Annotated in this window: 14 protein-coding genes; 10 read left to right on the top strand and 4 right to left on the bottom strand. The window is 69.1% G+C overall.

The genetic code is table 11. The features are described from left to right. Positions 1 to 7: 7 nt before the first annotated feature. On the bottom strand, positions 8 to 490 hold the full coding sequence (locus BJ999_RS06180) for a CarD family transcriptional regulator (RefSeq protein WP_021599843.1): 483 nt from the start codon (positions 488 to 490) through the stop codon (positions 8 to 10). A 365-nt stretch (positions 491 to 855) separates the two neighbouring features. Between BJ999_RS06180 and BJ999_RS06175 the strand changes: the two genes are divergently transcribed. Both BJ999_RS06175 and BJ999_RS06170 read left to right on the top strand, forming a co-directional pair. Further along, a complete protein-coding gene (locus tag BJ999_RS06175; RefSeq protein ID WP_179832388.1) occupies positions 856 to 1,629 on the top strand; it encodes a hypothetical protein in 774 nt (257 codons plus the stop codon). Positions 1,630 to 1,771: 142 nt separating this feature from the next. Next, on the top strand, positions 1,772 to 2,743 hold the full coding sequence (locus tag BJ999_RS06170) for a hypothetical protein (protein ID WP_179832387.1): 972 nt from the start codon (positions 1,772 to 1,774) through the stop codon (positions 2,741 to 2,743). Between the two features lie 339 nt (positions 2,744 to 3,082). On the opposite strand, the gene BJ999_RS06165 is transcribed toward BJ999_RS06170, so the two are convergent. The 3 genes from BJ999_RS06165 to BJ999_RS06155 all read right to left on the bottom strand — a co-directional run bounded on the left by BJ999_RS06165 (position 3,083) and on the right by BJ999_RS06155 (position 7,344). Further along, the gene (locus BJ999_RS06165; protein ID WP_179832386.1) at positions 3,083 to 4,552 is read right to left on the bottom strand and encodes a pentapeptide repeat-containing protein; all 1,470 of its coding nucleotides are present in this window, start codon (positions 4,550 to 4,552) and stop codon (positions 3,083 to 3,085) included. A gap of 786 nt (positions 4,553 to 5,338) precedes the next feature. Then, positions 5,339 to 5,968, bottom strand: a complete 630-nt coding sequence (locus BJ999_RS06160) for a 2'-5' RNA ligase family protein (protein ID WP_179832385.1) — start codon at positions 5,966 to 5,968, stop codon at positions 5,339 to 5,341. After that, positions 5,965 to 7,344, bottom strand: coding sequence for an NsdA family TPR-like regulatory protein (locus BJ999_RS06155; RefSeq protein WP_179832384.1), 1,380 nt, complete (start codon positions 7,342 to 7,344; stop codon positions 5,965 to 5,967). Before BJ999_RS06155 ends, BJ999_RS06160 begins: the two co-directional genes overlap by 4 nt. A 429-nt stretch (positions 7,345 to 7,773) precedes the next feature. On the opposite strand from BJ999_RS06155, the gene BJ999_RS06150 reads away from it, so the two are divergent. The 8 genes from BJ999_RS06150 (at position 7,774) to BJ999_RS06115 (ending at position 12,365) form a co-directional block, all read left to right on the top strand. Then, entirely contained in the window at positions 7,774 to 8,163 is a 390-nt protein-coding gene (locus BJ999_RS06150) for a hypothetical protein (RefSeq protein ID WP_179832383.1), read from the top strand. After that, complete coding sequence (locus BJ999_RS06145; RefSeq protein ID WP_179832382.1) at positions 8,163 to 8,396, top strand: hypothetical protein; 234 nt, start codon at positions 8,163 to 8,165, stop codon at positions 8,394 to 8,396. Before BJ999_RS06150 ends, BJ999_RS06145 begins: the two co-directional genes overlap by 1 nt. Beyond that, positions 8,384 to 8,809: a DNA-directed RNA polymerase subunit alpha C-terminal domain-containing protein gene (locus tag BJ999_RS06140; protein ID WP_179832381.1), complete on the top strand. Its 426-nt coding sequence runs from the start codon at positions 8,384 to 8,386 to the stop codon at positions 8,807 to 8,809. The genes BJ999_RS06145 and BJ999_RS06140 overlap by 13 nt, the downstream gene beginning before the upstream one ends. A 157-nt stretch (positions 8,810 to 8,966) precedes the next feature. After that, positions 8,967 to 9,698 carry a GntR family transcriptional regulator gene (locus BJ999_RS06135; protein WP_179838354.1) on the top strand — a complete coding sequence of 244 codons (732 nt, stop codon included), beginning with the start codon at positions 8,967 to 8,969 and terminating at the stop codon, positions 9,696 to 9,698. Positions 9,699 to 9,839: 141 nt separating this feature from the next. Next, the gene (locus BJ999_RS06130; RefSeq protein ID WP_179832380.1) at positions 9,840 to 10,250 is read left to right on the top strand and encodes a plasmid replication, integration and excision activator; all 411 of its coding nucleotides are present in this window, start codon (positions 9,840 to 9,842) and stop codon (positions 10,248 to 10,250) included. Further along, positions 10,250 to 10,528, top strand: coding sequence for a hypothetical protein (locus tag BJ999_RS06125; protein ID WP_179832379.1), 279 nt, complete (start codon positions 10,250 to 10,252; stop codon positions 10,526 to 10,528). The genes BJ999_RS06130 and BJ999_RS06125 overlap by 1 nt, the downstream gene beginning before the upstream one ends. Beyond that, a complete protein-coding gene (locus tag BJ999_RS06120) occupies positions 10,525 to 10,818 on the top strand; it encodes a hypothetical protein (protein WP_179832378.1) in 294 nt (97 codons plus the stop codon). Before BJ999_RS06125 ends, BJ999_RS06120 begins: the two co-directional genes overlap by 4 nt. An 89-nt stretch (positions 10,819 to 10,907) precedes the next feature. Further along, positions 10,908 to 12,365 carry an FtsK/SpoIIIE domain-containing protein gene (locus BJ999_RS06115; RefSeq protein ID WP_229810217.1) on the top strand — a complete coding sequence of 486 codons (1,458 nt, stop codon included), beginning with the start codon at positions 10,908 to 10,910 and terminating at the stop codon, positions 12,363 to 12,365. The last annotated feature ends 1 nt before the right edge of the window (position 12,366 follow it).

Here is a 12,366-nt window from a genome sequence, read left to right as displayed (position 1 = left end):
CGGCCGCTCAGCTGGCCAGGACCTCGTCGAGCAGCGCCTCTGCCTTGTCCTCGTTGGTCTTCTCGGCGAGCGCGAGCTCGCTGACGAGGATCTGGCGCGCCTTGGCGAGCATCCGCTTCTCACCCGCGGACAGACCGCGCTCCTTGTCGCGCCGCCAGAGGTCGCGGACGACCTCCGCGACCTTGTTGACATCGCCGGAGGCGAGCTTCTCAAGATTCGCCTTGTACCGGCGCGACCAGTTGGTGGGCTCCTCGGTGTAGGGTGCGCGAAGCACCTCGAACACCTTCTCCAGCCCGTCTTGGCCGACGACGTCCCGGACGCCCACGTCCTCGACGTTCTCGACCGGGACCCGTACCGTCAGGTCACCCTTGTCAACCTTCAGGACCAGGTAGGTCCTGTCCTCACCCTTGATGGTGCGAGTCTCGATGGCCTCGATCCGAGCAGCCCCATGGTGGGGGTAGACGACGGTGTCGCCGACCTGGAAAGTCATGTGACAAGTACCCCTTCCGCTAACACCAGGGTAGCACGGAAACGAGCGTGCCCGAACCGGCCTTCCCGACAAATGCGCAGGTCAAGCCACATATTGAGGTATTGACAAACCCCTTTATTGGTGCATCGCCGACCAGTTCTCCCCACTCAGCGTAGCCGACAGAACACCGCGATCCCACCCCCGCGCCTTTACCGGCAACGGGCCCCCGGTTACAAGCATCGTTCCGCCGGCGGTGCGGGCGGGTTCCATACTGGGATGTGAGCACCCTGGGTCGCGCGGGTACGAAGCGCCCGGAAGGGTCTTAACAGGACACGGCGTGGGGACGCGCGTCCCGCGGGAACACCGATCGGCGAGGGAGGTGTCGCGTGAGGCCGGACGGCGGCGACCCGGAGCCCGACGACTACGGGCTTCCGCGCGTTGACGTCGTGGTGCCCGATGACGCCCGCGAGCTGGAGCGGGACGTCACCGCCTACCACCGGGAGAGGCGCCGGCGGCGGCGCAGGGCCCGGGTGCGGCGGCTGTACCGCCCGCTGACCCGGTTCGGGGTCGCCATCCCGATCATCGCGGGCGCGCTGCTGGTCGCGCTGCTGAGCGGCGTCCTGATGACGGCTTTCGGTCCCCGTCCCGCGCCCCGGCCGACGAGCGCCCAGCTGGCCCCCCGCCCCACCGCGAGCCCCGGCAGGGTCGGCGGGCTGCTGCCCGACCGCCGGGTCGACCTCGTGACGGCCGGCCGCACCTCCAAACCGCTGCGGGACGTGCGCCCCGGCGTGATCGCCATCGTCCCGCCCGGTTACCGGTGCGAGGCCCTGGTGGCGGAGCTGGCCGGCCGGACGCAGGAGTACACCCTCACCTTCTGGCTCGTCGCCGACCCGCGTCCCGCCGGCGCCAGGAAGCCCATGTCCCTGAAGGACCTCAGGGCGTGCGCGGGCACCGCCCACCTCGGGACGCCGCAGATCCTGGAGGACCGCGCCGCCGTCCTGGCCGGCGCGTACTCGCCCGCGCCGGGCACGCCCGGCCCGACGGGCACCGGCCTCACCGCCGTCTTCGTCCAGCCCGACGGCGTGGTCACCGAGGTCGTCCGGGCGCCCCGGTCCGGCCCCGAGCTCACCGGGAAGATCAAGGGTCTCGGTTCCGGTTAGGCGGCCCCGCCAGGCGTGTCGGCCACCCCGGAGAGGGGTTACCGGCAGGACCTCGCTACGCTTCCCCTGGCGTATCTCACGCCAGCCCCACCACTTTCTGAAGCCACCTCTTCATCTGATATTTCGCGAGGAGACCGCCGCCGTGATCCGAAACAGCCGTCGAATGGTCGTGCTCGCCATCGCTGGCGCCGTCGCCATCGCGCCGGTGGTCTCCGGCTGCGGCGCCGGCGATAAGCCCCAGTCCGCCGCCCCCACGCAGCTCACCGAGGGCGTCAACGTGTCGGTGCCGAAGGACAGGCCGGGGGCCGCGCAGATCGACCTGCGCCACATGTTCCTGCTCGGCCCGGAGGCGGGACGGCCGATCCCCGCGGGCACGTCCCTGGCCCTCTACGGTGTGATCATCAACCAGGTGAAGGGCCGGCAGGACCGCCTGGTCTCGGTCAGCAGCCCGGCGTTCGGCGGCGAGGCGAAGATCGAGGGCGGCGCGCTCACCCTGCCGCCCGCCGCCCCGGACGGGACGGGCAGCTTCACCAGGCTGCTGGGCAAGCCCTCGGCGACCCCCACCCCGCAGCAGCCGGCCGGCAAGAAGAGGACGCAGCAGCCGGGCGGCACGCCCTCCGGCCAGGCCACGCCCTCCGGCCAGGCCACGCCTTCCGGCGGCGCCACCCCCGAGCCGACCGGCCAGGGCGCGACGCCGAACGTGTCCGAGACCCCGACCTCGGAGAACACCACGGGCCCGCAGGGCGGCGGTCCCTCGGCCACGCCGAGCACCGGCGGGGATCAGCCGCTGGTGGTGCTGCCCCGGCTCGGCGAGGAGCTGCTCGCCGGGGCGACGGTGCCGCTGACGTTGCGGTTCGAGCGCGCCGGGTCCGTCGAGTTCCCGGTGCCCGTGGTGGCGCGGCAGGACGAGTTCAGCGGCTACCCGCTGCCCATGACGCCCGCCACGCCGCAGGCCCCGGGCGGCCAGACCCCGGGCCAGACGCCCGGCCAGACCCCCGGCGGAGAGGCGAGCACGTCGCCGTCCCCGGGCGCCGAGCAGGGCGGGCCGGAGTCGTCGCAGCCCCCGGCCACCACGCAGCCCCATGCCGCCACGGAGTCCCCGGCCGCCGGCTGATCCACCGAGCCCCCGCACCCGCACACATGAGAACGGCCCGTCCCGACCGGGACGGGCCGTTCTTCATATCCGTCAGGGCTCGAACTTGTAGTTCGTGCTGGCGGGACCGACCTGCGGAGACTCTCGCGAACAGGGCGCTGACCAGCAGTGGGACTTCGCGTGAGTTCTCATCGTCTTGCGAGCGATCGCGCGCTCATGTGCCCTCGATGTGCCCCCGCTGACCGCGGCCTTCTTAGTCCGATCATGGCCAAAGTCACTGATGTCTTTAATTCCGGTGACCCCCTCCTGAGGGCAACTCATGTTCGGCGGCGTCCGCTCCTACTCCTGTCACCTTTGCTCTCAACTCCCGCGGACGAGCCGGGCCATGTCAGAGGTGACTACCTGTGCGCACCAGGGACTCGGCCATATATGAGCATCATTCGGATAACTCGCTGTGGCGTCAGCGAACTCGGGCTCGCGTACGAACTGCGCCCCGTCGAACCCGGCGTCCCCGCTGAACTGCGCCCCGCTGAACCTGGTATACCCGCTGAACTGCGCCGCGCTGAACCCGGCGTCCCCACCGAACCGCGCCCCGTCAAACCCGGCGTCCCCGCTGAACTGCGCCTCGTCGAACCTGGCGTTTCCACCAAACCGCGCCTCGCTGAACCAAGCGTTCCCACTGAACTGCGCCCCGTCAAACCCGGCGTATCCGCTGAACTGCGCCCCGTCGAACCTGGCATTCCCGCCGAACTGCACTCCGCCGAACCCGGCGTCCCCGCCGAACTGCACTCCGCCGAACCCGGCGTTCCTACCGAACCGCACCGCGCTGAACCAAGCGTTCCCGCTGAACTGCGCCCCGTCAAACCCGGCGTTCCCGCTGAACTGCGCCCCGCCGAACCCGGCGTCCCCACCGAACTGCGCCCCGTCGAACCTGACGTTCCCGCTGAACTGCGCCCCGTCGAACCTGACGTTCCCGCTGAACTGCGCCCCGCCGAACCTGACGTTCCCGCTGAACTGCGCCCCGCCGAACCCGGCGTCCCCACCGAACCGCGCCCCGCCGAACCCGGCGTCCCCGCTGAACCGGGTGTTGGAGAATGTCGCGTTCGTCGAGTGACAGTTGGTGAAGTCGAAGTCGATTAGGTGCGCGCCGGTGAGGTCGATGTGGAGGCCGTCCCAATAGGTGGATGGATGGTTGCGGGGGTCGGTAGTGGTCAGGTGGCGTTTCAGGAGCCGTTGGGCGGTTAGCCGGACTTGGAGTTCTTGCCATGCTGTGTCAGCGGCAGTGGGGTCGCGAGGAGTGTGGTTGGCGGACTGTTGGTCTTGGTCGCCGTGGTTGGCAGGTGGGGCCTGGAAGGGCATCCTCAGGTAGGAGCACACGACGTCGGTGACCGTCTGCCGGTAGTAAGGGTGATCTTGGGCCAAGCGCTCCAGGGAATACAGCCCGCCCAGTCGGACGGCGGCCTTGTCATGGCCGAGCAACTCGACGGCCTGGCCGTACTCGACGTGGGCTTGAACGCGTTCGGCGCGCTCCCCCGCGGCCTCGTCGACACGTTGACGGCGGTACGCGGTGACCAGGGCGACCAGGGCACCGACGCCGGCGACCAGGGCGAAGACTAGTTTGAGCAGTTCAAGGAGGTCTTTGGTTTCCAGGGGCTTGGGCTTGGCGTGCGGTGGTGAGCCAAGGAGCCACGACAGTAGGAACCATGCGGCGACGAGCGACACCACCGCGGCAGTAAAGGCGAAGGTCAGTGCTCGGCGGATCGACCAGAGCCCGAGCGTCTTGTGTGCGTCCTTGACCGGCCGGTACTGCGGCGTCTCCTCTTGTCTCACGAACCCGATGCTAGGAACCGCCCAACGAAGCGGATGCCCTTTCGGGATCAGCGGGTTGCCCACTCCTGGCCACCTGTACCCGCGCAGCGGGCGGTCTTGGTGTCCTCCCTAAGGCGTGCGGCGTAGCCGCTGTTCTTTCCCCCACCTTCCTCCCCCGGCCCCGACAAGACCTGCACTTAGCGACGGACGGGTTCCGTCAAGGGTGGCCGTAGGCCATCACGTAGTGACGCCGCAGGCGCCCTTGACGGGTTCTGGCCGTCGCCATCCTCGACCTCTCGGGGTCGGGGGAGCCCCGGCTCTTCCAGCTCAGCTTGCAGCGGCCCTGAGTTGAGGAGGTACACGGAACGCGCCCCTTCTCGGCGTCGAGAGACCCAAACGGCCTCGCTGCGCGTCTGTTCAGTGGGTGTCTGGCTGCTTCAGCATGCTGGGCATGACATCGCTTCTTGGCCTGCCGGCCTTCGCAACGCTTTGGGGGTTACTCCCCTTGGTCCTGGTCCTCGGCGTCGTACTGCCTGCGGTCTGGTCCCGTAAACCCTCACGGCGACGCGCGGCCCTAGCGGTCCTGGATCGGGTTCTGTCTCGGCGTCGTTAACAACCAGGGCGGCGGCGCGACCTTGCGGTGAGCGGTCGGGGCGGAGCTGGCGGGCGTGGCGCGATGGGCGGCCCGGCGCGGCCGTCCGGTGACCGGCGCCCACGCCGCACGCTCCGGGCGGCCTGGCGCGGGGCCGCGCAGCGGCCTGAGCGCCGCCGCCCCTTGATCTTAAACAGCCCAATTCGGCAAGTTTTCTAGCTGTGACCGAGAGGGATGCGTCCTACGGGGTGCCAGTCCCATAGGCGTTCGGCGCCTCGTTGCACGACCAGGCTCACAGCGGTGATCGCGATCTCGCGGGCTGGGAGTTCTCGGCCAAGTGCGGTGATGAGTGGTTCGGCCGGTTGCTCGGTCTCGCTGTAGGCGAGTGTCATGTGTGGGGTCCACTGGGTGGGGCCCTCAGTGTGGCCTTCGCGTCCGGTCACTTTGAGCGTGGCCGTCTGGAGGGCGATGCGAATCTGCTTCAAGGGGTCTGTTGACTGGACCACGACCGCGATTGCCTCGGGGTGGTAGAGGATGCGACCGAGTGTTACGGCGACGGGTGGGAGTGCAGCGAGTAGTTCGGATGCCGCGTTGAGCATCTCGTGTTGCTGGTCGGTGGTGATCTCGTCGGTGGGGCCGACGACGAGAGTGGTGATGTGGAGCCACTCAGTCGGGGTCATGTGGAGGCCGTGGAATCCGGCGAGTCGCTTCTGAGCGGTGTGGGCGAGGTCGCGGGCTTCAGGGTGGTCGCCTACGAGGATGTGCCAATAGAGCGTGCCCTGTCCGGGACCGGGTTCCTCGCGGTTCTGCCAACGGTTGATCATGCGTGTGGGCAGGGGGCTCATGAGCGCTCCATGTCGGTGTCGTCGTTGAGGGCGGCGGCGTTGAAGTCGCGGATTTGCGCTCTGAGCTGGACAGCTAGAGAGGTGTTTCGGTAGCGGGGGTGGCTGAGTCGGCGGTCGAGGTCGGCGACGTAGCGTGTGACGGTGGTCAGGCGCATGCCGGGGTCGAGTGTGAGCAGTTGGGCGAGTTGTTCGGCGGTGCCTTCGAGGTCGCCTTTGAGTAGGTGGGCTACTCCGGTGCCGACGCGGATTTGGGCCCAGTTCGCTGGGGCGACGGGTGCGCCTGCTGCCCATGCGGTGTCGGCCATCTCGGCAGCTTCTAGAGCGCCGTCCGGGTCGCCCGTTCGGGTGGCTACCGCTAGGGCGAAGAGGGCGCGGCGTTCGGTGGGGAACGCCCAGACGGAGCGGTCGGCGGGACTGTCGTTGATGGTCTCGGCGGACTGCTCGGCTCGCTTGACGGCCTGGCGGGCTCTGGTCTGGTCTCCGAGGAGGGCGGCGGCGTTGGCCTCGTACCAGGCGAGTTGCGTCTTCATCGGTGTGTGCGGGCTGGCTTCGTAGCCTTGCCGGGCGAAGTCGGCGGCTTCGATGAGGCGGTCTTGCCATCGGGCCGTTTTGGCTTGGGCGTACCAGGCGAACGCCTCGTTGGCGCCGGCTTCTCGGGCGAGCATGAGGGCGGCGGTTGCGTACTGCTCGGCGTGGTGGTCGAGGTTGACGTCACCGAAGATCACGGCTGCGTGTGCCAAGAGATCGGCGTCAATGCGTAGTAGCTCGCGGGTGTGGCGGGGGCGGGGCCGGGTGCTTTCCAACAGGTCTTGCGTGCGGCGGTGAAGGCGAAGCACCTGGGACAGCAGGCTTTTCGCAGGGACCTGGGTGTGTGCGCTGGCGAGTGACGTGGTTGAACGGGCAAGGCTCTCGATCGTCTCGTCTGCCGTGTCGCTGGCCGTCAGCCATCGCGTCAGCCGGGAGAGGTCCGTCGTGGTGGCCGGGTCGGACGGTTCGGCCTCGGTCAGTCTGGGTTCGGTGACCACGATCCCCGTGCGGGCCTGTGGTGCAGGAGTCCTGGGGGCCGGTACGCCGGGGTGGGTTCGTGGTGCGAGACCGAGGGCCATGCGGGCGTTGTCTGGCATCTGGAGGCCGTCGGCGATGCGCTCGAACACGTCCAGCTCGGTTACGCGGGGCCCGTTTTCCTTCATGTGCTCGCTGACTCTGCCCTGAGTCAGACCGCAGGCAATGGCGGTCTGGGTCTGGGTTGCGCCTGCGTACTGGCGCAGGAGGTGGAAGACGGTCCCGATGTCGCGGGAGGTCAGGGCCTGGATCATCTGCGGGCGTTCCCACAGTTCATCGGGGATGACGATCGGGTCTGAGGCCCGTCTCGGCATGGGTTCTCCCTCCGTGTGACCAGACGTTGCCGAGCGTATATCCCACTGTGAGATACCGCCTGTGGATGGGCTGGGGCCGGGGCTGTGGCGGATCGTGTGCGACATGACGCAGCAGCAAGATGCGGGCAATCCGGACTGCGGGTCCTGTGGTGGTCGGGGGTGGAAGTTCGTTCATCCTCGGCGGGCGGTCCTGGTGGGGCTGCCGGGTGGTTCGGGGCCGCCGGTCGACCGCAAGCCGTGTCGGTGGTGTGTGCCGGTGCGTGAGGAGCGCGCGGCGTAGTCCAGAAAGCTGCGGGCCGGCGTAGGCGGTCAGGCGGATAAGGGTGTGATCGTCCGGCGCGGTGCGGTCATGCCTGCCGGGGGTGGTGGTGCGCCCCTGGGCCGTCGTTCGCCGGTCCCGCTCTCTTCTTCCCTGTGGAGGTGGTGGCTGTGGGTGATGAGGTGAGGACGTGGGCGGCTGACGTAGTGCGGCAGTCGGCTGCTGTGGCGCTGGTGGCCGACCTGGAGCGGCGGGGCCTGGCGGCCGAGGTGATCGACCATGGCGCGGTGCGGGCGCGCAACCCGGTCGGTGAACCGGACGTGGGGGGTCCTCGGGCGCGGGCGCTGAGTCCGGGACTGCGGCAGGAGGTGGTGTGCCGCACTCACCGGGGCGCGTTGTGGTGGTGGTGGGTCTGGTCGGGGCCGGACCGCCGTGCGCTCTCGGAGTTGGAGCCGCTGTGCCCGGCGGCCAACACCGCGTTCGCGGGTGAGCGGATCGCGCGGGTGCTGGCCGTCCCCTTCGCCAGCTCGCCGGATGCGGCGTCGGGCGGGTGCGAGTGATGGGCGTGTCATGGGCGGCAGCGGCGTCGATGTCGCCGGAGATCAGTCGGCGGCCGGTAGCGGCGCAGATCGAACGGGAGTTCTCTGGGGTGGTGGCCTGGTACGGCACCGTCACCCAGGCATGGTGGGCCATGGTCCGGGTCCGCGGTAAGTACCTCCTGGTGGAGGCCAAGGGACCGAGCGAGCTGCGGGAGGCGATCGTCACCGCGCGGGGTTGGACATGGCCGGCATGACGAGCGGGCCGAGCAGGAGCGGGCCGCACGCGGTGGGACACGACCGGATCGGGCTTGAATGCCCGGTCACGTGTCTTGGGGTGTGGACGGTCGGTGACTTGCTGGCCCTGCTTGTGGAGGCGCGGCGGGTTTCCGGGCTGCCTGCTGCTCCTGCCGATGCGGGCTTTGGTGCGCACAGGCATGAAGGCGGGCGCCTGTCTCGGGCGTGTCCGCTGGCGTGCTTGCAGTTGTCGACCAGGGTCCGCAACGCCCTGCGCAACGATCGAAACTGCACCGCGAAGACGGTGGGTGACCTGCTGGATCTGCTGTGGTCGCGTGATCTGCATGAGGTGCGTTTGATGGGCGCACGGGGAGTCCGCGAGGTGCATGCGGAGTTGCTGGCGGCAGGGTTCTCGGTGCCACGGCTGGGGTGAGCTTCGCGGCGGTCAACTCCCCTTGCTGCTGCGGGGGTTGTGACGCGATAAGTGCGGGTCGGAGCGGTCCGGTAGCCGTGACGTAGGCGCGCATGGGCGCTACTGTGCGGTGAAGTGCGCTTATGCGGTCAAGCGCCAGAGTCGTCAGGTGGTCGTCATGTCGGGTTTGGAGTTCGAGCCCCCCAAGTACGCGCGGGTGGTGCTGGAGTTGCGCCGCCGAATCGAGAACGGGGAGTACGCGCCCGGCACCATGCTGCCGTCGGAATCTCAGCTCGTGCGGGAGTTCGCGGTGGGGCGTACCACGGTGGTCCGGGCGCTTCAGATGCTCCAGCAGGACGGATGGATCACTCGCGAGCACGGGCGCGGATCGTTCGTCAAAGGCCGGCCCGCCTCGTCGGCGCTGCCATCTCGTCCGGGCCTGGCGGTGCTGGACCAACCCGAAACCGCGGCCGGGGTCTCACTTGTCGACGTCGGATCGGTGCATGCGCCTGCTGCTGTCGCGGCCCTGCTGGGTGGGGACGTCGGGCGTGTGGTGGCGCGGCGTTGGGTGACGGTCCGGGACGGTGTCGCCTCGGAGGTGGTGACGTGCTGGTTCCCGCAAGAGCTGGTGTACGGCACCGACCTGGACAAGGATGCGCGGCTTCCGGTGGGGCTGCGGGCGCACCTGCGCACGGTCAAGGGCCTGCGCATCGATCACATCTCCGAGCGCATGACCGCGCGACTTCCCGTCGGCGACGAACCCCGCCTTTTGCAGATCAAGAAGTCGGAGCCGGTGCTGTCGGTGCTGGCCGGGCTGCATGACGCCTCTGACGCAGTGCGGTTCGTCGCCGAGATCGTGATGCCGGGGTCACTGCATGAGCTGGAAGACGTCTACAGCGTCCCCGAATGACTCAACCCTCCTGACCTGCCGATACTTCACATGTGACACAGGTCACTCTTCTCGAAGGTTGTCCGGTCGAGTGGCTGAGGTACTTTCTAGGCATGCACTCGTCCGGACAAGCGGACGGTTGAATGTCTGGAGGTCGCCGCAATGGCGGTAAAGGGTCCGTTCAAGGTCGCGTTCGGGGACACGTTCCCCCACGGCGCGTTCGTCAAGGGCGGTGTGGAGGCGGTCCGCGACTTCGACGCCTCGACCAAGGAGAACTTCGTTCAGGCGCGGGACAAGGACACCGGCGAACTGGTGTGGGCCGTGGAAGTGGTCGACGGCGACCCCGAGTCCAAGGGGACGTTCAAGGTGAAGCTGACCGCGCCGGTTCAGCCGATCGTTCCGACGGCTCCGGCGGAGTTCCCGTTCGTGCCGGTGGAGTTCGAGGGCCTGGCGATCACGCCGTACGTCAACTCCGGTACCGGGCGGCTGGCCTACAGCCTCAAGGCGTCGGCGGTCCTGCCCGCCAACCTCAACAAGGGCGGCGGTCGCACGGCTGCGAAGGATGCGGCCTGATGGCGGGCGGGCGGATGTCGGCGCTGTCGCTGCCGATCAATGCCGGGGCGTCGGTGGTGTTCAAGCCGTTCCGGGCGCGTACGCCGCTGTTCACGGTCTCGGCGGGTCGGGTGCTGGTCACCCTGACCCTTCCCGAGCGTGTGAGCGCGGGTGATGTGGAGTTCGCGCGGGGCCTGGCCTCCCAGGCTGCGGCCTACGCGGTGGAGGTGGAGCGGTTGTACCGGTCCGGCCGTCGTCCCTCGTCGGGCCGGTCCTCGGGCAAGGGAAAGGCGGCGTGATGCAGACCTCCTACAGCCACACGACGGTGATGGTGGAGCCGGACGGGACGGCGGTCGTCTCGGTGAGCCTGTACCCGGACGGGCGTATGGCGATGACGTGCCCCACCGGCGGCAATCGCGCGCAGCTCTGGCTCTCGCACGCTGGGGCGCGGGTGCTCATTGCGCCGACCAACCCGGAGGAGCCGACCGCCGAGGACGTCGTGACCGCGCGCAAGCTCGCCGAGGTGTTCGGGCGGTACGCGGCCGAGGTGGAACGGCTCCACGCCCTCAACGGCGCTGCGGCGGCCTGAAAAGGCAGGTGGGGCGGCTGGAGCTGGTACCTCCGGCCGCCCCGCTTTCCCCTCTCCCTGAACAGCGCATAGAAGAGGTGAGACCCATCATGGCATGGGAGTTCCGCAAGCTCGGCCCTGGTGAGAACGTCGCCGTAGAGGCGCAGCGTGACCCGTTCGCCGCCCCGAAGTGGGCGCCCCCGGTGTGGCACATGCCCGAGGGCCTCGTCCTGCTGGTCAACCTCGTCCGCATCATCACCCGGACGGTCCTCTTCCTGGTCCGCAACATCGTCCCCGTCTCCGCTGCGGCCGGTCTGGGCTGGCTCGGCTACCGGTTCGGGTGGACGGTCCCCGTCGCGGTCCTGGCCCTCGTCACCTTGGGCCTGTCCGGGTGGGTGCTGGTGGACCGTCCGTCCTTCGTACGGTGGGTGGGTCGTCCGGCCCTGGCCCGGTGGCGACTCGTCACGGTCTACCGGCGGCACTGGCAACCCGTCCTCATCACCGCCGGACTCACGAAAGCCCACAAGGGTCGCGAGTACCTGCCCTCCCTCGTGCGGGTCCGCTGCGGCCCGACGTCGGATCGCGTCCTGGTGAAAATGCTCAAGGGGCAGGCTCCCGACATCTGGGAGAACGCCACTCCCAACCTGGCGCACGGCTTCGGCGCTGCCCTGGTCCGGGTCCGGGTCGGGGACCGTCCGGGACGTATCTGGCTGGAGTTCGTCCGCCGCGATGCCCTCGCCGTCCCCATCCCCGCGCTGCCCGTCCCCGACGCGTCGGCGGTGGACCTGTCCGGACTGGAGATCGGACGGCAAGAGGACGGCTCGCCCTGGCGGCTGCGCCTGCTCGGGACTCACGTTCTGATCGCGGGCGCGACAGGTGCCGGCAAGGGGTCGGTGATCTGGTCGACCATCCGCGCGCTGCTGCCGCTGATGCTCGCGGGCCTGGTGGAGGTGTGGGCCGTCGACCCCAAACGCATGGAACTGTCCTTCGGGCGTCTGCTGTTCGAGCGGTACGGGCGCTATAGCGACGATCCCAAGGGCGGCATGGTCGACCTGCTGGAGACCGCTGCGGAGGACATGAACCGCCGCGCGGAGCAATTCGCCGGAGTCACCCGGTCCTTCACGCCGTCGCGTGAGCACCCGTTCCGGGTCATCGTGATTGATGAGCTGGCGTTCCTGACCGCGTACTGCCCGGAGCGTGATCTGCGCAAGCGGGCCGAGTCGGCGCTTGCCGTGCTGACCAGTCAGGGCCGGTCGGTGGGGTACTGCGTGATCGGCGCGCAGCAGGACGCGCGCAAAGAGGTCAACAACCTGCGCAACCTGTTCCCCGACCGCATCGCACTGCGCCTCGATGAAGACGAACAAGTCGACATGGTCCTCGGCGACGGGGCCCGCGACCGTGGCGCGCTCGCCGATCAGATCTCGTCCATCCCTGAGACCGGGGCGGGGGTCGGGTTCATTCGGCTGGAGACAACCCCCGACCCTGTCCGGGTCCGGGCGGCCTACGTCTCCGATGACGACATCCGGGAAATGGTCGCGCTCGGCCTCCCCGATGTGGAGGCGGCGTGAC

Origin of the sequence: Actinomadura citrea (assembly GCF_013409045.1) — a bacterium.
Classification (GTDB): Bacteria; Actinomycetota; Actinomycetes; order Streptosporangiales; family Streptosporangiaceae; genus Spirillospora; species Spirillospora citrea.
The sequence above is the reverse complement of the archived record's forward strand: the minus strand, read 5'-3'. Positions and strand labels throughout refer to the sequence as shown.

Coding starts and splice junctions, on each gene's coding strand:
- BJ999_RS06180 (WP_021599843.1), bottom strand. CDS start 490: ATGACTTTCCAGGTCGGCGACACCGTCGTCTACCCCCACCATGGGGCT.
- BJ999_RS06160 (WP_179832385.1), bottom strand. CDS start 5,968: ATGAGCCCCCTGCCCACACGCATGATCAACCGTTGGCAGAACCGCGAG.
- BJ999_RS06155 (WP_179832384.1), bottom strand. CDS start 7,344: ATGCCGAGACGGGCCTCAGACCCGATCGTCATCCCCGATGAACTGTGG.
- BJ999_RS06145 (WP_179832382.1), top strand. CDS start 8,163: ATGGGCGTGTCATGGGCGGCAGCGGCGTCGATGTCGCCGGAGATCAGT.
- BJ999_RS06140 (WP_179832381.1), top strand. CDS start 8,384: ATGGCCGGCATGACGAGCGGGCCGAGCAGGAGCGGGCCGCACGCGGTG.
- BJ999_RS06135 (WP_179838354.1), top strand. CDS start 8,967: ATGTCGGGTTTGGAGTTCGAGCCCCCCAAGTACGCGCGGGTGGTGCTG.
- BJ999_RS06130 (WP_179832380.1), top strand. CDS start 9,840: ATGGCGGTAAAGGGTCCGTTCAAGGTCGCGTTCGGGGACACGTTCCCC.
- BJ999_RS06125 (WP_179832379.1), top strand. CDS start 10,250: ATGGCGGGCGGGCGGATGTCGGCGCTGTCGCTGCCGATCAATGCCGGG.
- BJ999_RS06115 (WP_229810217.1), top strand. CDS start 10,908: ATGGCATGGGAGTTCCGCAAGCTCGGCCCTGGTGAGAACGTCGCCGTA.